This is a genomic window from Haloferula sargassicola, assembly GCF_040362925.1.
GTDB lineage: Bacteria > Verrucomicrobiota > Verrucomicrobiia > Verrucomicrobiales > Akkermansiaceae > Haloferula > Haloferula sargassicola.
This window is the reverse complement of record NZ_BAABRI010000009.1, coordinates 85,904-101,750: the sequence shown is the minus strand read 5'-3', so window position 1 is coordinate 101,750 and position 15,847 is coordinate 85,904. Positions and strand designations below refer to the sequence as shown.

The window sequence follows — 15,847 nt, the reverse complement described above, 5'->3', positions numbered from 1 at the left end:
CGGTCGATGCCCGCCGCCCCTCTTCCGGGCCATCGCTTTTCTGGACTCCAAGCGGCTCGGTCCATTCCTGACCGTGGCCGCCCTGCCCGGCGGTCGATGCCCGCCGCCCCCCTTCCGGGCCATCGCTTTTCTGGACTCCAAGTAGCTCGGTCCATTCCTGACCGTGGCCGCCCTGCCCGGCGGTCAGTGCCCGCCGCCCCGCTCGACCAGCCTGAAGCGGGCGTCGTAGCGGCCGCCGGCATGGTGTTGGCAGCAGGCGGCGCAGGCGGAGCCGCGGCGAAGCCGCCGGACGCGGTGGATTTCCACCCCGCAGCCGGGGCAGTGGTAGCGAAAACGCCGCACCATGCGGGTGCGCGGCAGGGGCAGGCGATGAGTCGCCTGTTCGCCGGCGATGCCGAGGTCGGCGCAGGCCGTGCGCCATTCCAACCCGTGCGGCTCGATCCGCCGACGGCCGGCGCGGGCATGGGCGATCAGGTGGGCCAGCTCGTGGCGCAGGGTGCGCTCGATCTCGTCCCGCCCGAACTCCCGCAGGCGGGGGTTCAGCTCGATGCACTCCGCACCGGGCCAGGCACGGCCGGCGGTCGAGCGCAGGCGGCCATTCCAGCGGACCTCAACCCGCTCCGCGAGCCGGCCCAAGCCCAGTCGGCCGGCCGTTTCCCGGCACCACAGGGTCATCATGATCTCGTCCTCTCCCCGCACGGGCTCAGGCTGGCGGCCGGATGGCCCGCCGGCAATCCCGCGGGCAGGCGATCAGTTTTTCCACCAGTCGGCCTCCTTCTCCCACGCCTCGAGCGGCGCGGCGTCGCCCTTGCCGGCCGGGGCGGCATCGCTTTTTTCCTCGCGGGAAATCTCATCGATGAGGTCCTCGACCTCGCGGTCCTGGCGCGAGCCAGCGCGGACGATCGCGATCAGGATGACCAGCACGGTGCCCAGGCTGAGGGCCAGCATGGCGATCATGGCGAGCGCGAACCCGTCGGCCTCGGTCATGGCGATCATTCGGGCTGCAGGATCCGCCGCATGGGGATCATGTTGGAGTATTCGAAGCCGTATTTGCGGAAGAAGTTCTGCGAGTCGGCGGAAATCTTGTCGGTCAGCAGCGTGATGCGCTTGAAGTCCTTGCTCCGGGCGAACTCGATGACGTGCTGGACGAGCATGCTGCCATAGCCTTGGCCGCGATGGTCGGGGTGGATCACCACGTCCTCCATCAGGATCACGAACCCGCCCATGGCCGTGGAAATGGTGAACAGCAGGTTGACCATGCCGACGGTGAGGTGCCCGTTGCGGACCACGAAAATGCGGCCGCGCGCCGGTTGTTCGAGGATCAGGGCCAGCCCGCGCTCCTGGGCCACCGGGTCGGGCTCGAAGTCGCCCTGCAGCCGGAACAGCTCCATCGTCAGCTCCACCAACGACGGAAGGTCCTCGATCGTCGCCGTCTCCACCCGCGGGGTATCTTCAAGGGTCAGGGACGAGTTCGAGGATTCGGGAAGGCTCATGTCGGGCAAGCCTTGCATGGTTCGAGCCAAGGGAACATGGATTTCTCGTCGGGTTAGAGAAATTTTTGGAAAATCGGGGTGATTGACGGATTGACAAGGAAGGGCTTGCTCCTAGAGTGCCCGCCCGCGCCGCGGCGCCCTTTCTGAACCTTCATTTTTCGATCACGCCATGAAACGCACCTTCCAACCTTCCAAGCGGACCCGCAAGCGCCAGCACGGTTTCCGCGCCCGCATGGCGACCAAGGCCGGCCGCGACATCCTGCGCCGCCGCCGCCAGAAGGGCCGCAAGCGCCTCCTGCCGAAGGGTGCCGAGATCAAGTACGATCGCCACACGACCCAGCACGGCGTGTGAGCCCCGCCTGCTTCCGGGCCATGCGCCTCCCGCGGAAGCACAGCATGACCCGTTGGCGCGAGTTCCAGCGGGTGAAAAAGGACGGTCGGTCGAAAGCCGGCCGTTTTCTCATTGTCAGCACGCTGGAGGATCCGGCGCTGCCGCACCTGATGACCGGCTTCATCACCACCCGCCGGGTCGGCAAGGCGCACGACCGGAACCGGCTCCGCCGCCAGCTGCGGGCCATCGTTTCCCGGCATGGCGAATTTTTGGAAAACCCGCACCGCTACCTGGTCACCATCCCCCGCCACGGGGCCGCGGAGTGCGGGTTCGCCGCTTTGGAGAAAGACTGGCTGAAGCAGGCGCGCCGCCTCGGGCTGCTGCGCGAGACGCCATGAACCGGGTGCTTTCCATCCTGATCCGGGTGCTGATCCGGGGCTACCAGAGGTTCCTCAACCCGGTGCTCCACGCGCTCGGCGGGCCGCTTTCCGGCTGCCGCTACCAGCCGACCTGCTCGCATTATTTTTTGCAGGCCGTTGAAATTCACGGGCCCTGGAAGGGCTCGTGGCTCGGGCTGTCCCGGATTTTCCGCTGTCATCCGTGGGGCGGGCATGGTTATGACCCCGTCCCGCCGCGGCGGGGATCCGCCCGGGAAGACCCGGAAACGCCCTGCCGGCACCCGTAATCCCTCTCCCACATGTACGACCGCAAGACCTGGATCGTCGTCGTTGCCTGCAGCCTGCTGCTGGCGGCCAACCTTTATTTCCAACACCAGAACGCCGAGAAGCTCCGCACGGAGGAGGCGGCGGAGCAGGCCGCGGCCGCCGAACGGGGCGAATCCCCCGCGGAGGCGGGCGATGAGTCCGAAAAGCCCGGCGTCCTGGAAGAAGTCGATCCGGTGCCGACCGTCGCCAGCCAGACCTACGAGCTGACCAGCGGCAAGACGAAGTACACCTTTTCCACCCTCGGCGGCAGCCTGCTGCGGGCCGAGCTGCTCGACTACCCCGCGGTCAAGGATGCCGGCCATCTGGTCACGCTGAACGCCGGCGGCAACTACGGGATCGGGACCCTGTGCCAGGGGTTCGATGCCTTCGAGCACCTGAACTACCCGTTGATCGAGGACCAGTCGGAGATGGGTCGCAAGCTGGTCTTTGCCGCCCGCCATCCCTCCGGCCTGCTGGTCCGCAAGACCTGGGAGCTGGTGCCCTCCGAGCCGCCGGCCGATGCCAGCGAGGAAACGAAGGAGGAGGCCGCCGGCGCCCCCTACCTCCTCCATTTCACCCTCGAGGTGAAAAACCCGGACGACGCCCAGGCCCAGGTTCCGCTGGATTCCTTCAGCCTGTTCCTCGGCCGCGCCCAGCCGCTGCAAAAGGGGGAAAACCGGATCAACCCCGCCACGCTGACCTGGCTCGATGGCAGCAACGTCGAGAAGATCAAGTCGGTCTCGTTCCGCGGCGGCATGCTGAAGAGCGAGAAGAGCCTCATTTCAAAAAAGGCCGACGACCTGCAGTTCGCCGCCGTCTCCAGCCAGTTCTTCTCGACCGTCATCCAGCCGGACGAGGACTACGCCTCCAACCTGTGGGCCAAGATTTCCCACGTGGATGTGCCCGACGAGGACGAGCAGAAACCCGCCCTGCGCGGCGGCTTCACCCTGCCGGCCGGGGCGCTCGCGCCGGGTCAGGGAAAAACCCTGGGCTACACCGTTTTCACCGGCCCCAAGGACAACCGCATGCTGCGCCGGATGGGCGGCAACTGGGGCGAGGTGATGGACTACGGCTGGCCGATCTTCCGCTGGCCGGCCCGCTTCATGAACTTCCTGCTGGTCCACGTCCATGACGTGGTCTCGAAGGTCTCCGACAAGTGGTCCTGGGGCTTCGCCGTCATCCTTGTCACCCTGCTCGTCCGCTCCGCGATGTGGCCGCTCTACGCGCGCTCGAACCGGACGATGAAAAAGATGTCCAAGCTCAAGCCGGAGATGGACAAGCTGAAGGAAAAGTATCCCGACGATCCCGCCAAGCAGCAGCAGGAAATCATGGGGCTCTACCGGCAGTACGGGATCAATCCCGTGGGCGGCTGCCTGCCGATGTTCGCCCAGATCCCGATCTTCTTCGGCTTCTTCCGCATGCTCCAGCACGCCGTGGAAATGCGCGGCCACGGGTTCCTGTGGGTCGATGACCTGTCGATGCCCGACACCATCGCCGTGGTCGCCGGTTTCCCGATCAACATCCTGCCCATCATCATGGGCCTCTCCAGCTTCCTGCAGATGCACATGATGCCCAACACGGCGGGCGGCGACAAAACCCAGCAGGCGGTCATGAAGTTCATGCCGCTCATGTTCCTCTTCTTCTGCTACAACTACGCCTCGGCCCTGGCGCTCTATTGGACGACCTCGAACCTGTTCTCGATCGCCCAGACCTGGATCACCAAGAAGATGCCCGAGCCCGAGCTGAAGGCGAAAGCCGGCGGGAAAAAGCCCGGCATGTCCTTCATGGAGCGCATGGCGGCCGCCGCGGAGGAGGCCCAGAAACAGCAGAAATTGAAGCAGGCCAAGGGACGCGTGGTCGATGGCGGCAACGACAAGCCGACCAAGCCCCGCGGCCCCCGCACCGGCGGGTGATCACGAATTGGGAGCGCCGATGATGAAATCGGCATCGCCAGTTCACGGTGACCCACTTCAAGGTGGATCCCCGCAAAGCGCTTCCTTGGCCTCCCTTTTCGTCACTTTCGACCTTTTCGTTGTTCCCTCATTTCTTCGCGGAGGACCGAACAACGAAATCGTCGAAATGGACGAAATCTGAAAAGCGGGGAATCACGGAAGCCACGGAAGAGTCCGCGCCGCCGCAGGAGCGCCGATGATGAAATCGGCATCGCCACTTCGCGGAGCCTGCCACTTCGCGACCGGCAGCGACGAAACCTCTTCCCCGCTCCCTACCGACCAGCCCTCCATCTCGACGGGTCAGGCGATGCCGATTTCATCATCGGCGCTCCAACCCTCGCTCTTGGTATGGATGGTGCTAATCCGGTATGAAGTTGGCCAAAAAACTTCATACTGAGCCGGCCTTCCCCAAACAGCGACTCCGCCATGAAAACATCCCACCGCTTCCTGTCCGCCCTGCTGGGTCTCGCCGCCACGGCCGCCAGCGTTTCCGCAGAGCCCCTCAAGATCGCCTACTCCGACTGGCCCGGCTGGGTCGCGTGGGAAATCGCCATCCAGAAAGGCTGGTTCAAGGACGAGGGCGTCGAGGTCGACTTCCAATGGTTCGACTACGTCCCCTCGATGGACGCCTACGTCGCCGGCAAGGTCGATGCCGTCACCATGACCAATGGCGACGCCCTCGTCACCGGAGCAACCGGCAAGCCCTCCGTCTGCATCGTCATCAACGACTACTCGAACGGCAACGACATGATCGTCGGCGCACCGGGCATCGAGTCGCTCAAGGACCTCAAAGGCAAGAAGGTCGGCGTCGAGGAAGGCTTCGTCGACCACCTCCTGCTCCTCACCGGTCTGGAAAAGAACGGCATGAAGCCCGAGGACGTGACCGTGGTGAACACCCCGACCAACGAAACGCCGCAGGTGCTCGCCTCCAAGGCAGTCGACGCCATCGGTGCCTGGCAGCCGAGCTCCGGCCAGGCGCTCAAGGCGGTTCCCGGCTCGAAGCCGATCTTCACCTCGGCCGACGTGCCCGGCATCATTTACGATGGCCTCTATGTCTCCCCGGAGAGCCTCGAAAAGCACAAGGACGACTGGGCCAAGATCATGAAGGTCTGGTACAAGGTGGCCGACTACATCCGCGACGAGGAGAACCTCGACGACGCCCTGAAAATCCTTTCCGCCCGGGTGAAGATCACCCCGGAGGAGTATGAGCCCTTTCTCAAGGGCACCTACATCCTGACTCTCGATGAAGCCCTCGAACGCTGGAAGAAGACCGACGGCCTCGGCAGCATCTACGGCTCGTCCAAGATCGTCGACGACTTCAACCTCAAGTTCGGCGTCTACGAGAAGAGCCAGGACATCGACAAATACCTCGATCCGTCCCTGACCAAGGCCTTCGCCGGGTCGAAGGACTGATTCCGTTTCACTCCCCACGCCCAGCCCGCGGTACGCCCGCCGGGATGGGCGAGGTGGAACCCTTTTTCCCGCCCGCATGGCTCTTCCCGGCATCTTGCGCCACTGGTTTCCGATCCGTCGCGATCTCCCGCACGGCCGGCGCCTGGTGCTGACCGTCGTTTCCTTCCTGCTGCCGCTGGCGGTGTGGGCGATGGTCTCCTACGTGCCGTGGATCTGGCACCCGGACATCAAGATCCAGGTTTCCGCCGAGCGTGAGGGCGTGACCACCGTGTTCACCGCCGGCGATCACGTCAGCCGCGGGTTCTTTCCCGAGTTCGTCGAGGCGGTGCGGCAGGAAAATGCCGCTGTCGAGGCTGCCCGCGCGGCCGGCAGCCCGGAGTCCGGCGTCAAGCGCAAGAACCAGAAGCTGCTCCGCCAGATCGCCCCGGTCGCCGTCGAAAATGGCTGGCTGCCTTACGAGGAAGGCCAGAACGACGACAAGATCTACGCCATCTGGCGCGACCTCGCCACGGGCGAAAAAGCCGCCGTCCACCCGCCGCTCAGCCCCGAGAACCTGGCGGTCGTGAAAGCCAACTGGGCCACGCTCTCCGCCCTGTCCCCCGAGTTTTCGTACCGTCAGCTGCCCGACGAACCGCTGCTCAAGCTCGTCCCGCAGGGCGTCCCCGCCAACCCGGTCTACCTTCCCGCGCCGCACGAGGTGTGGAAGGCCGGCCTGCGCGACTTCACCGCCGAGGCTCCCGAGGGCGAGCCGACCATGGGTGACCGCTACGTCCACTCGCTGCGGATCATCATTTCCGGCTTCCTCTGGTCCTGCCTCATCGGCATCCCGCTCGGCATCCTTTGCGGCGTCTTCGATTTCTTCTCGAAGCTGCTCGAGCCCTTCGTCGACTTCTTCCGCTACATGCCCGCGCCGACCTTCAGCACGCTGCTGGTCGCCGTGCTGCTCGCCGGCGATGCCCCGAAGGTCGCACTCGTGTTCATCGGCACCGTCTTCCAGATGGTCCTGGTGGTCGCGAAAACGACGAAACTCCTCGATCCCTCGTTGCTCGAGGCCGCCCAGACGCTCGGCGCCAAGCCACGCCAGATGGTCACCCGCGTCGTCATCCCCGGCATCCTGCCGAACCTCTACAACGACCTCCGGATCCTCCTCGGCTGGGCCTGGACCTGGCTGGTCATCGCCGAGCTGATCGGCGTGAAAAGCGGTCTCACCGAGTTCATCGAAACCCAGGGCCGCTTCCGGAATTTCGACCGCGTGTTCCCCGTCATCATCCTCATCGGGGTCACCGGCTTCGTCACCGACCAGATCCTCGCCTGGTTCCACGGCGTGCTTTTCCCTTGGGCCGGCAAGTCCGGAAAACTCTCCCGCGCGGTGGCCGATGCCGTGATGTGGCCGGTCCGCACCGTCGTCGCCGGCGCCCGCGAGCGCATCGCCGCCGACGAACAAGACCGCGAAGCCCGCCGCCTGTCACGCTTCAGCCCGCAGACCGAACGCCCATGACCGCCGCCCACACCATCCTGCCCGACTACCGCGAGATGGAGCCCGAGGTCGCGGCCCGCTTCGATCGCCTCGTCCAGCGCCCGGTCGCGCTGGAAGTCCGGAGTCTCACCAAAGTCTTCGAAACGCCGAAGGGCTCGGTCACCGCGCTTGATGACGTTTCTTTCAAAGTCCACAAGCGCGAGTTCACTTGCGTCATCGGCCCGTCCGGCTGCGGCAAGTCGACCCTCGTCCGCGTCCTCGCCGGCCTCGAAACGCCGACCTCCGGCGAACTTCGCGTCTATGACCAACCGGTTTTCGGCCCCGGCCCGGACCGCGGCATGGTGTTTCAGAGTTACACCTTGTTTCCGTGGCTCACGGTGAAGCAGAACGTCATGTTCGGCCCGAAAATGTCCGGCACCCCCGACTTCGCCGCCGAGCGCGAGGCACGGCAGTGGATCGAAATGGTCGGCCTCTCGAAATTCGAAAACTCCTACCCCCACCAGCTTTCCGGCGGCATGAAGCAGCGCGTCGCCATTGCCCGCGCCCTCGCCAACCAGCCGCGCGTCCTGTTCATGGACGAGCCCTTCGGCGCGCTCGATGCCCAGACCCGCTGCCAGATGCAGGAATACCTGCTGGAGATCTGGAAAAACGTCGACATCACCATCGTCTTCATCACCCACGATCTCGACGAGGCCGTCTTCCTTTCCGACCGCATCCTGGTCCTCGATCCCAACCCCGGCCGCGTCCGCGAGTTCATCCAGGTTCCCGTGCCGCGCCCGCGCGATTCCTCGCAGCTCTTCGATCCGCCCTTCATGGCGACCCGCAAGCACGTCGACGACCTCATCCACCCGCCCGGTTCGGAAAAGAAGGAGACGCCCGTGATGCGCCTCGCCGCGCCCGATCCGGACATCCTCTGAGTTCCGCCGACTTATCAGCTACTAGGGACACTTTACTTCCCGCGTTTCACACGTTTCACGAAAAAGGTATGAACAACCCCGACTTCGATCCCGAAAAGGCCCGCGCGCTCCAGTCCGAACTCAAGCAGCAGGGCGTGAAGTACTGCGTCGGCGCCTACGTCGACATCCACGGCGTGCCCAAGGGCAAGTTCGTGCCCATCGACCACTTCCTTGATTTCGCCGCCGGCAGCGAACTCTACACCGGCTACGCGCTCGATGGACTCGGCCAGCGGCCGAACGACGACGAGATCGCCTCCGTGCCCGACCTCGATGGCGGCATCGTCCTGCCCTGGAACAAGGAGGTCGCGTGGTTTCCCGCCGACAACACCTTCAAGGGCCAGCCGTACGAGATCAATACCCGCGTCGCGCTCAAGAAGCAGCTCGCCAGGGCCGCGGAGATGGGCTTCGGCATGAACCTCGGCATCGAGTGCGAGCTGTTCGTCGTGAAATACACCGACGACGGCCGCCTCGAAATCCCCAACACCGACGACAACCAGGTCAAGGCCTGCTACGACGTGAAGCGCTTTCTCGATCGCTACACCTGGCTCGACAAGGTTTCCTCCACCATCAACGACCTCGGCTGGGACCTCTACTCGCTCGACCACGAGGACGCCAACTCGCAGTTCGAGTTCGACTTCAAGTATGCCGACGCACTCACCATGTGCGATCGCTACATCTTCTTCCGCCTGATGGCGAAACAGTATGCCGCCGAGGAAGGTCTGCTCGCCACCTTCATGCCCAAGCCCTTCGCCGACAAGACCGGCAGCGGCGCGCATTTCAACATGTCCATCTACGACATCCATAGTGGAGAGAACCTCTTCAGGCGGGATCCCGCCGACGACCCCCGCGGCCTCGGCCTCAGCGAACTCGGCTACCAGTTCGTCGCCGGCATTTTGAAACACGGCCCCGCCCTCTGCGCCGCCTTCGCGCCGACGGTGAACAGCTACAAGCGCCTCGTCCGCCGCGGCCTCATGTCCTACTACTCCTGGGCACCCGTCTTCAACAGCTTCGGAAAAAACAACCGCACCAACTCGGTCCGCGTCCCGATGGCCGGCGGCCGCTGCGAGAGCCGCAACGCCGACGCCGCCTGCAACCCCTACCTCGCCGCCTCGCTGGTGCTCGCCGCCGGCCTGGAAGGCATCCGCGAGAACCTCGACCCCGGCCCGGCCCAGGAGGAGAACCTCTACGAGTGGACGCCCCGGCAGCTCGCCGAAAGAGGCATCTGTGAACTCCCGCGCACCCTCCACGAGGCCGTCGAAGCCTTCGCCGCCGATCCTTTCGTCACCGAAACCCTCGGCCAGGGCCTGCGCGACGAGTTCATCACCTACAAGTCCGAAGAATGGCGCCAATACCACCAGCGCGTCAGCCAGTGGGAAATCGACCAATACGCGCGGACGTTCTAAAGGGTTGTCTTTGGAGTCGTTTTGGATACATTTGGCCCATGAACGACACTGCCAAGCTCCAAATCCGCCTTGATCGAAGCCTCAAGGAAGGCGCGGACGAGGTTTTTTCCGAACTCGGGATCGATGCAGCCACCGCCGTTCGTCTTTTTTTCACCAAGGTGGTGAAGACCCAGAGCATCCCCTTCAAATTGAAGGTCGAGCCCGAGTTCTCGCCCGAGGCCGAGGCACGCATTCTGAAGGCCTGGAAAGAGTCGAAGGACCCGGCCTATCGGGTGGGGCCGTTCGAAAGCGCTGAGGATTTCGTTCGATATCTTCATGAGACGGCTGACGACGAAGACTGATGAAAATCGAGTCCCATCGTCATTTCCGGAAGGCGTATCGAAGGTTGGCCGTCCAGCAACAGCGGGCGGTTGACGATGCCATTCTCCGTTTCGGGAGTGATCGCCGGGACCCGGCTCTCCGCGACCACGCCCTGAAGGGCAAGATGTCCGACCTGAGATCCTTTTCCGCCGGATTCGATCTGCGCGTCATCTACCGCGAGGAGGGAGGATTCATCACCGTCGTCCTTCTCGATGTCGGCGCCCACAATCAGGTCTACTGACATGACCCCCGTCCTTCTCGAAAACCTCGCCTGGCCGGAGCTGGGGGAAATCCGTGACCGCACTGGCGGACTTTTGCTCCTTCCGCTCGGGGCCACGGAACAGCACGGGCCACACCTGCCGGTGGCGATGGACACCCTGCTCGCCGAGGCGGTTTGCTACGCCGCCTCGGCGCGCACCGGCGCGCCGGTCATGCCCGCCCTGCGCTACACAGTCTCGCAGGGCCACACCCCGAAATGGCCGGGCACCTTTTCGCTGCGCCACGAGACCTTCATCGCCACCCTGCGCGAGCTCGCCGCCTGGGCCGTCGCCACCGGCTGGAAGCGGCTCCTTCTCGTCAACGCCCACTTCGGCAATGACGCGCCCGCCCGCGTCGCGGTCGATCAACTGCGTTTGTCGTACTTGGGTCGCCTCCAGGTCGGGCTCGTCCATGTCTTCCATCTCGGCGACGGCACCCGCGAGGCCTATTTTTCCGATGCCGACGACCTCCATGCCAACCGTGCGGAAACCTCGCTGATGTTTCACCTCCATCCCGACCTCGTCCACATGGATCGGCTGGCGGGGGCCGACGACCCCGACCGCACGGCCGGCACCGTGTTTTCCCATCCGGTCGCCCAGACCAGCCTCAATGGCGTGACCGGCAAGCCCTCCGACGCCACCGCGGAGGAAGGCGAGCGACTCTTCACCGCGATGACCGCCGCGCTCGTGGAAACGATCGGCCGCGCCGGCGGGGAGGAGCCGCCCCTCGCTGCGGAGCACTGGAACGATTTACCCGAGATCCGCTATGACTGAAGCGCTCCACACCGGCGGCTGCCTCTGCGGCCGGGTTCGCTACCAGGTCCGCGGTTCCGCCCTTCAGACCAGCCTCTGCCATTGCGAGGACTGCCGACGCGCCAGCGGCGCGCCCTTCGTCGCTTGGACCTTCTTTCCTCCCGGTGCCTTGGCATGGACCACGGGAGAGCCGCGGAAAGTCGAGTTCGCCGGCCGCGAACGCTGGTTCTGCGGCGACTGCGGCAGCCCGCTGCTCTTCGTCGATCCCGCCGGACCGGACTTCACCGAGGTCAACACCTGCACGCTCGATCGAGCCGACGCTTTCCCGCCCGGCGACCAGTGCTGGGTCCACGACGAACTACGGTGGACATCGGAGATCGCCACCCTGCCCCGCTTCGACGAAACCTCACCGCTCCCCGGCGACGGATGAAGCTGCTGCTTTTCAAAACGCTCTGGGGCCATGAGGGCAGCCTGTCCGAAGCCGTCGCGCATGCCCGCGAGGACGGCTTCGATGGCATCGAGGGACCTGTGCCGCCAGGACGGGAAAAGGAGTGGTTCGACCGGCTCGCCGGACTTCCGTGGATCGCCGAGATCTGCACCTGCACGCCGCCGGGGTTCTATATTCCCGAGCCCGGCCGGAGCCCCGCTGAGCACCTCGATTCTCTCGCTCGGTCGGCCGATGCCGCCTTGGGTGGCAGTCCGCTTTTCCTCACCACCATGGCCGGCTGGGATGCGTGGAATTTTTCCGAAATGGTCGGCTTTCTCGAAGGCGTGGTGGAGCTGGAAGCAAAACTCGGCGCCGCCATCCGGGTGGAAACCCACCGCACCCGCTGCACCTACAGCCCCTGGATCACGCGCGAGCTGCTACGGGAATTACCCGAGATCCGGCTCACCTGCGACTTCAGCCATTGGTGCGTCGTCACCGAGCGCCTCGTCCTCGACGAAGATCCCGGCCTGCTCGACCTCGTCGCCGATTGTGCCGCGCACATCCACGCGCGTGTCGGCCACGCACAGGGTCCGCAGGTCATCGATCCCCGCGCCCCGATGCACGCCACCGACCTCGAAGCTCACACCCGCTGGTGGCGCCACCTTTGGAAAACCATGGCCGCCCGCGGCGAAACGCGCGTGACCATGACCCCCGAAGCCGGCCCCGACGGCTACCAACCCTGCGACCTTTCAGGCCGCCCGCTCGCCAACCTGCGCGAGGTGAACCGCTGGATGGCCGCTCACCTTCGCGCTGCGTTCCCGGGTGGACTTGAGGAGTAGCGGAGCGCCCCGCCAGCCTCCCAGAGCCAACGTTTGCGGTCGCCCCGCCTACCAGCGCCAGCCGGAAACGATCGCCCGCTGACTTTTGAAAAACCGAACTCGCTGAAACCGCTGAAACGATCGACCGCCGGCCCTTGAAAACCTGGACTCGAAGAAGCGGCCCCTCTAGCCCGCCCCGACCTGCGGCTCCTCCGTGATGCCCGCCGGATAAATCGTCTGGTGGTGGTCCGAGCCGACCTTCTCGAGCACCCCGTGAAGAATCGCGGAAAGCGTGTCCGCCTTCTCCGCCGTCAGCGCCGCGGTGAAAGTTTCCTCGATGGCCGCGCGATACACCGGCCAGAAATCAAACAGCGTTCGACGACCTTTTTCCGTGAGGCTCAAAAAGACGCTCCGCCGGTCGCTCGGATGCTGTTCTCGCTGGATGAGCCCGCGGGCGCACATCCTCTCGACGCGCCGCGAAATCCCGGCCCGGCTGAGCAGGACAAACTCCGCCACATCGCTCGGCCGCAGTTTTCCGCCCGGCGCCTCATGCAGCGCCATCAACACATCCTGCCAATCGAGCGGAATCGTCCCCGCCTCCGTCAGCCGCTCCTCGATCCGCCTGACCAGCAGCCCGTGGGTCGTCAGCAGCATGCGCCAGGCGACGTGCTTCGTCTTCGACGCCCCGCTCAACGGCGCCATCGCCGCCCCGTTGCTCCCCATTTCAGCCATCACACCGCCACTCATCGCCGCCTTGCTACCACGAGTGCGGGACGACGCGCAATGTAGTTGCGCACGCAATTACCTGGAACCACGAGCCTGGCAGAGGGTGATCCAGGGCGGTGGCCCCAAGTAGTTGCGCACGCAACTACCCTCAAATGGTGAGCCCAGTAGAGGGTCATTCAGGGGGATGCTCCCAAGTAGTTGCGCGCGCAACTACATGGCATGTCGCGTGCTTTTTGGACGGCCTATGTCGAGCGAGTCGAATCCAACCCTGTCGGCGGTCAAGGCCGGTGGATGGGGCGGGACGACGTCCGCCGCGGTGGCGGGCGAGGAAGCGCGGGTGCTGCGCGGTTGTGCGGAGAACGCCCGGCTGCAGGAGCAGGCTAGGGCGGGGTTGAGGAAGGCGCGTGAGGTGGAATCGCTCGATGCGTTGCTCGCCGAGGTTCGGCGGATTGCCGCACTTCCTTTGGAGAAAAGCGAGACGCTGCCGAAGGAGGTTTACACCTCTGACGAGTTCTTCGCCTGGGAGGTGGACGAGGTGTTTTCGAAGGAATGGTTCTGCGTGGCCCACGTCTCGCAGATCCCGGAGAACGGCGATTTCATCAACCTCGACCTGTCCGGCGATCCGCTGGTGGTGGTGCGCGACAAGTCCGGCACGGTGCGGGTGCTGTCGCGCGCGTGCCCGCACCGCGGGATGGACATCATGCCGCCGGGCTTCGGGCACGATGGCCACGGCCCGGCGGTGCGTCGCGAGAGCAGCCCCGCCTGCGGCAGCACGCGACTGTTTCTCTGTCCCTACCACTCGTGGACCTTCGAGCTCGACGGCCGCCTGAAGGCTTGTCCGGAAATGCAGCAGGCCGAGGGTTTCGAAAGGGACGACTGGGGCCTCAAGGAGTTCCGCGCCGAGGTCTGGCAGGGCTTTGTTTTCGTGAACCTCGATGGAAATGCGCCGTCGAGCGTGGCCGAGCAATACGCCGAGCTGGGCGAGCATGTCTCGAAATGGAACACCGCCGGGATGGAGATCGTGGTCGCGCGCGAGTGGGACGTGCCGTGCAACTGGAAGGTGCTGACGGAGAACTTCATGGAGTCCTACCACCACGCTGGCGCGCACGCGAAGACGCTGCAGACGATCATGCCGGCCAAGCACACCTGGACCGAGCAGGAGCGGCCGCACTTCATCCGCTGCCACCTGCCCTACAAGGCGAAGGTGCGTGACGAAATCGCCGACGCGGAGGCGGCGGGCGGGCATTGGGAGGCGTTCCCGGCGGTCGAGGGACTCGAAGGCGAGGACCGTTTCGAGTGGGGCCTGATGCTCGGCTATCCGCTGTTCACCTTCGTGCTGACGCCGGATCAGCTTGTGTGGTATCGCATCCTGCCTACCGGTCCGGATTCGCTGAAGCTGCTGACCACGGTGCTGGTGCCGAAATCGACGATCGGGCATCCGGACTTCGGCAAGATGCTCGACCGCGCGACCGCCGAGGCGGTGGCCTTCCACCTCGAGGACATGGAAGTGGTCGCCGCCGTGCAACGCAGCCTGCACGCGAGCGGCTACCAGCGCGGCCGGCTGAGCCACCTCGAGATGCCGATCTGGCTGATGCAGCGCTACCTGGCCGCGCGCGCCCGCGGGACTTGGCCGGGACTCGATCACCCACCTGCTCCGAGCCAGCGCTGATGTTCTTTTCTCGGGAAAGCAAGGTCGCGGTGGTGACGGGCGGAGCCTCGGGGATCGGTCGCGCGCTCGCCGAACGATCCACTGGTGCGCGGGGGGTCATCGCGGACCTCGTGGAAACGGCGGGCATCGGCGCGCCCAAGGCCGCCGTTCACGGACCGACCGCGGTGATCCATCTGACCCAAGCTGCGGCCCTGGAGTTGGCGCCGCGCGGGATCACGGTGAACTGCGTCTGCCCGGTCGAGACGCCGGCAGTGAGGGACATCCCGGAGATTCCCTTCCTCGGGAAAACGACGCCGCTCGGCCGCCTCGGGAAGTCGGAGGAAATCGCGGACGTCTTCCATTTTCTGGCCTCGGCGGAGGCCGCCGGCTGGATGGAGCACGAGGGGGTCGCGCCGCCGCAGGTCAGGGAAGGAGCATGGATCGAATGACACGCCTCGCCGACATCCACTGGATCCACGTGCCGGCCGGCGAGTTCCTGATGGGCGGCTCGGAGGACGATCGCTTCGTCAACCGCACCGAACTGCCTGTGAAGCGGATGGAGATGAAGGCTTTCGAAATGATGGCCTGCCCGGTGATCGAGTGGCAGTGGGCGAAGTTCGCGGGTGGCGGGCCGGACAGCAACTTGCCGGTGGTCGGCGTGAGCTGGGAGGACGCCTGCGATTTCGCCGAGTGGCTCGGCGATGGCGATCCGTCGATCTCGCTGCCCACCGAGGCGGAGTGGGAATACGCCTGCCGCGGCGGGACGATGACGCCCTTTTCCTGCGGATCGATGATCACGCCGGACGACGCGAATTTCCTCTACGACGAGGACGGCAACCGCGTGGGCCCCGGCGGACGCACGCCGGTCGGCCGCTATGCGCCGAATGCCTTCGGCCTGCACGACATGCACGGCAACGTCTGCGAGTGGACCGCCAACCGCTGGCGGCCCACCCACGGGGGGCCGCCGCACCCGGACAAGGTCATTCGCGGCGGCGCCTGGGACCTCATGCCGCGCCTGCTCCGCTCCTCTTGGCGCGACCGCGCGCCAATCGACGCTCGTCGGGACAACCTCGGCTTCCGGCTCGTTCGGCTGACATGATGTTTTCCCGGCAATTCGCCGTCTGATTTA

General features: G+C 65.3%; 19 protein-coding genes and 1 pseudogene. 16 read left to right on the top strand and 4 right to left on the bottom strand.

The window, feature by feature from the left end; translation table 11 throughout:
- Nucleotides 1–183: 183 nt before the first annotated feature.
- The 3 genes from ABXH26_RS09510 to ABXH26_RS09500 form a co-directional block, all read right to left on the bottom strand.
- Complete coding sequence (locus tag ABXH26_RS09510; protein ID WP_353566824.1) at nucleotides 184–678, bottom strand: SprT family zinc-dependent metalloprotease; 495 nt, start codon at nucleotides 676–678, stop codon at nucleotides 184–186.
- A gap of 72 nt (nucleotides 679–750) precedes the next feature.
- Nucleotides 751–996, bottom strand: coding sequence for a hypothetical protein (locus ABXH26_RS09505; protein ID WP_353566823.1), 246 nt, complete (start codon nucleotides 994–996; stop codon nucleotides 751–753).
- Nucleotides 993–1,493 (bottom strand): GNAT family N-acetyltransferase, encoded by a 501-nt coding sequence (locus tag ABXH26_RS09500; RefSeq protein WP_353566822.1) that lies wholly within the window; start codon nucleotides 1,491–1,493, stop codon nucleotides 993–995. The genes ABXH26_RS09505 and ABXH26_RS09500 overlap by 4 nt, the downstream gene beginning before the upstream one ends.
- A gap of 169 nt (nucleotides 1,494–1,662) precedes the next feature.
- Here ABXH26_RS09500 and rpmH point away from each other — a divergent pair.
- From rpmH to ABXH26_RS09435, 13 genes and pseudogenes are all read left to right on the top strand, one after another.
- A pseudogene (rpmH, locus tag ABXH26_RS09495) lies at nucleotides 1,663–1,788 on the top strand (50S ribosomal protein L34); the annotation flags it as partial.
- Between the two features lie 77 nt (nucleotides 1,789–1,865).
- Nucleotides 1,866–2,222 carry a ribonuclease P protein component gene (gene rnpA, locus ABXH26_RS09490; protein WP_353566821.1) on the top strand — a complete coding sequence of 119 codons (357 nt, stop codon included), beginning with the start codon at nucleotides 1,866–1,868 and terminating at the stop codon, nucleotides 2,220–2,222.
- Nucleotides 2,219–2,509: a membrane protein insertion efficiency factor YidD gene (gene yidD, locus ABXH26_RS09485; RefSeq protein ID WP_353566820.1), complete on the top strand. Its 291-nt coding sequence runs from the start codon at nucleotides 2,219–2,221 to the stop codon at nucleotides 2,507–2,509. Before rnpA ends, yidD begins: the two co-directional genes overlap by 4 nt.
- 12 nt (nucleotides 2,510–2,521) lie before the next feature.
- Nucleotides 2,522–4,441 carry a YidC/Oxa1 family insertase periplasmic-domain containing protein gene (locus ABXH26_RS09480; RefSeq protein WP_353566819.1) on the top strand — a complete coding sequence of 640 codons (1,920 nt, stop codon included), beginning with the start codon at nucleotides 2,522–2,524 and terminating at the stop codon, nucleotides 4,439–4,441.
- 465 nt (nucleotides 4,442–4,906) lie between these two features.
- Nucleotides 4,907–5,893, top strand: coding sequence for an ABC transporter substrate-binding protein (locus tag ABXH26_RS09475; RefSeq protein ID WP_353566818.1), 987 nt, complete (start codon nucleotides 4,907–4,909; stop codon nucleotides 5,891–5,893).
- Between the two features lie 76 nt (nucleotides 5,894–5,969).
- A complete protein-coding gene (locus ABXH26_RS09470; RefSeq protein WP_353566817.1) occupies nucleotides 5,970–7,391 on the top strand; it encodes an ABC transporter permease in 1,422 nt (473 codons plus the stop codon).
- The gene (locus tag ABXH26_RS09465) at nucleotides 7,388–8,287 is read left to right on the top strand and encodes an ABC transporter ATP-binding protein (protein WP_353566816.1); all 900 of its coding nucleotides are present in this window, start codon (nucleotides 7,388–7,390) and stop codon (nucleotides 8,285–8,287) included. The genes ABXH26_RS09470 and ABXH26_RS09465 overlap by 4 nt, the downstream gene beginning before the upstream one ends.
- 68 nt (nucleotides 8,288–8,355) lie before the next feature.
- Nucleotides 8,356–9,729, top strand: coding sequence for a type III glutamate--ammonia ligase (gene glnT, locus ABXH26_RS09460; protein WP_353566815.1), 1,374 nt, complete (start codon nucleotides 8,356–8,358; stop codon nucleotides 9,727–9,729).
- A gap of 38 nt (nucleotides 9,730–9,767) precedes the next feature.
- Nucleotides 9,768–10,070 carry a type II toxin-antitoxin system RelB/DinJ family antitoxin gene (locus tag ABXH26_RS09455; RefSeq protein ID WP_353566814.1) on the top strand — a complete coding sequence of 101 codons (303 nt, stop codon included), beginning with the start codon at nucleotides 9,768–9,770 and terminating at the stop codon, nucleotides 10,068–10,070.
- Nucleotides 10,070–10,330: a type II toxin-antitoxin system RelE/ParE family toxin gene (locus tag ABXH26_RS09450; protein ID WP_353566813.1), complete on the top strand. Its 261-nt coding sequence runs from the start codon at nucleotides 10,070–10,072 to the stop codon at nucleotides 10,328–10,330. The genes ABXH26_RS09455 and ABXH26_RS09450 overlap by 1 nt, the downstream gene beginning before the upstream one ends.
- A 1-nt stretch (nucleotide 10,331) precedes the next feature.
- Nucleotides 10,332–11,120, top strand: a complete 789-nt coding sequence (locus tag ABXH26_RS09445) for a creatininase family protein (protein ID WP_353566812.1) — start codon at nucleotides 10,332–10,334, stop codon at nucleotides 11,118–11,120.
- The gene (locus ABXH26_RS09440; protein WP_353566811.1) at nucleotides 11,113–11,529 is read left to right on the top strand and encodes a GFA family protein; all 417 of its coding nucleotides are present in this window, start codon (nucleotides 11,113–11,115) and stop codon (nucleotides 11,527–11,529) included. Before ABXH26_RS09445 ends, ABXH26_RS09440 begins: the two co-directional genes overlap by 8 nt.
- A complete protein-coding gene (locus ABXH26_RS09435; RefSeq protein ID WP_353566810.1) occupies nucleotides 11,526–12,365 on the top strand; it encodes a sugar phosphate isomerase/epimerase family protein in 840 nt (279 codons plus the stop codon). Before ABXH26_RS09440 ends, ABXH26_RS09435 begins: the two co-directional genes overlap by 4 nt.
- A 165-nt stretch (nucleotides 12,366–12,530) precedes the next feature.
- On the opposite strand, the gene ABXH26_RS09430 is transcribed toward ABXH26_RS09435, so the two are convergent.
- A complete protein-coding gene (locus ABXH26_RS09430) occupies nucleotides 12,531–13,046 on the bottom strand; it encodes a MarR family winged helix-turn-helix transcriptional regulator (protein WP_353566809.1) in 516 nt (171 codons plus the stop codon).
- Between the two features lie 268 nt (nucleotides 13,047–13,314).
- Between ABXH26_RS09430 and ABXH26_RS09425 the strand changes: the two genes are divergently transcribed.
- The 3 genes from ABXH26_RS09425 to ABXH26_RS09415 are packed head-to-tail and all read left to right on the top strand — an operon-like array spanning nucleotide 13,315 to nucleotide 15,817.
- A complete protein-coding gene (locus ABXH26_RS09425; protein WP_353566808.1) occupies nucleotides 13,315–14,739 on the top strand; it encodes an aromatic ring-hydroxylating oxygenase subunit alpha in 1,425 nt (474 codons plus the stop codon).
- Nucleotides 14,739–15,167 carry an SDR family oxidoreductase gene (locus tag ABXH26_RS09420; RefSeq protein WP_353566807.1) on the top strand — a complete coding sequence of 143 codons (429 nt, stop codon included), beginning with the start codon at nucleotides 14,739–14,741 and terminating at the stop codon, nucleotides 15,165–15,167. The genes ABXH26_RS09425 and ABXH26_RS09420 overlap by 1 nt, the downstream gene beginning before the upstream one ends.
- Nucleotides 15,164–15,817: a formylglycine-generating enzyme family protein gene (locus ABXH26_RS09415; RefSeq protein WP_353566806.1), complete on the top strand. Its 654-nt coding sequence runs from the start codon at nucleotides 15,164–15,166 to the stop codon at nucleotides 15,815–15,817. The genes ABXH26_RS09420 and ABXH26_RS09415 overlap by 4 nt, the downstream gene beginning before the upstream one ends.
- Nucleotides 15,818–15,847 lie beyond the last annotated feature (30 nt).

Excerpts from the sequence above, each read along its gene's own strand:
- ABXH26_RS09430 (WP_353566809.1), bottom strand. The coding sequence starts at position 13,046 with ATGGCGCCGTTGAGCGGGGCGTCGAAGACGAAGCACGTCGCCTGGCGC.
- ABXH26_RS09465 (WP_353566816.1), top strand. The coding sequence starts at position 7,388 with ATGACCGCCGCCCACACCATCCTGCCCGACTACCGCGAGATGGAGCCC.
- ABXH26_RS09440 (WP_353566811.1), top strand. The coding sequence starts at position 11,113 with ATGACTGAAGCGCTCCACACCGGCGGCTGCCTCTGCGGCCGGGTTCGC.
- ABXH26_RS09425 (WP_353566808.1), top strand. The coding sequence starts at position 13,315 with ATGTCGAGCGAGTCGAATCCAACCCTGTCGGCGGTCAAGGCCGGTGGA.
- ABXH26_RS09450 (WP_353566813.1), top strand. The coding sequence starts at position 10,070 with ATGAAAATCGAGTCCCATCGTCATTTCCGGAAGGCGTATCGAAGGTTG.
- ABXH26_RS09415 (WP_353566806.1), top strand. The coding sequence starts at position 15,164 with ATGACACGCCTCGCCGACATCCACTGGATCCACGTGCCGGCCGGCGAG.
- ABXH26_RS09470 (WP_353566817.1), top strand. The coding sequence starts at position 5,970 with ATGGCTCTTCCCGGCATCTTGCGCCACTGGTTTCCGATCCGTCGCGAT.
- ABXH26_RS09435 (WP_353566810.1), top strand. The coding sequence starts at position 11,526 with ATGAAGCTGCTGCTTTTCAAAACGCTCTGGGGCCATGAGGGCAGCCTG.
- ABXH26_RS09500 (WP_353566822.1), bottom strand. The coding sequence starts at position 1,493 with ATGAGCCTTCCCGAATCCTCGAACTCGTCCCTGACCCTTGAAGATACC.
- ABXH26_RS09455 (WP_353566814.1), top strand. The coding sequence starts at position 9,768 with ATGAACGACACTGCCAAGCTCCAAATCCGCCTTGATCGAAGCCTCAAG.
- ABXH26_RS09445 (WP_353566812.1), top strand. The coding sequence starts at position 10,332 with ATGACCCCCGTCCTTCTCGAAAACCTCGCCTGGCCGGAGCTGGGGGAA.
- ABXH26_RS09510 (WP_353566824.1), bottom strand. The coding sequence starts at position 678 with ATGATGACCCTGTGGTGCCGGGAAACGGCCGGCCGACTGGGCTTGGGC.
- rnpA (WP_353566821.1), top strand. The coding sequence starts at position 1,866 with ATGCGCCTCCCGCGGAAGCACAGCATGACCCGTTGGCGCGAGTTCCAG.
- ABXH26_RS09505 (WP_353566823.1), bottom strand. The coding sequence starts at position 996 with ATGATCGCCATGACCGAGGCCGACGGGTTCGCGCTCGCCATGATCGCC.
- glnT (WP_353566815.1), top strand. The coding sequence starts at position 8,356 with ATGAACAACCCCGACTTCGATCCCGAAAAGGCCCGCGCGCTCCAGTCC.
- ABXH26_RS09475 (WP_353566818.1), top strand. The coding sequence starts at position 4,907 with ATGAAAACATCCCACCGCTTCCTGTCCGCCCTGCTGGGTCTCGCCGCC.
- ABXH26_RS09420 (WP_353566807.1), top strand. The coding sequence starts at position 14,739 with ATGTTCTTTTCTCGGGAAAGCAAGGTCGCGGTGGTGACGGGCGGAGCC.
- yidD (WP_353566820.1), top strand. The coding sequence starts at position 2,219 with ATGAACCGGGTGCTTTCCATCCTGATCCGGGTGCTGATCCGGGGCTAC.
- ABXH26_RS09480 (WP_353566819.1), top strand. The coding sequence starts at position 2,522 with ATGTACGACCGCAAGACCTGGATCGTCGTCGTTGCCTGCAGCCTGCTG.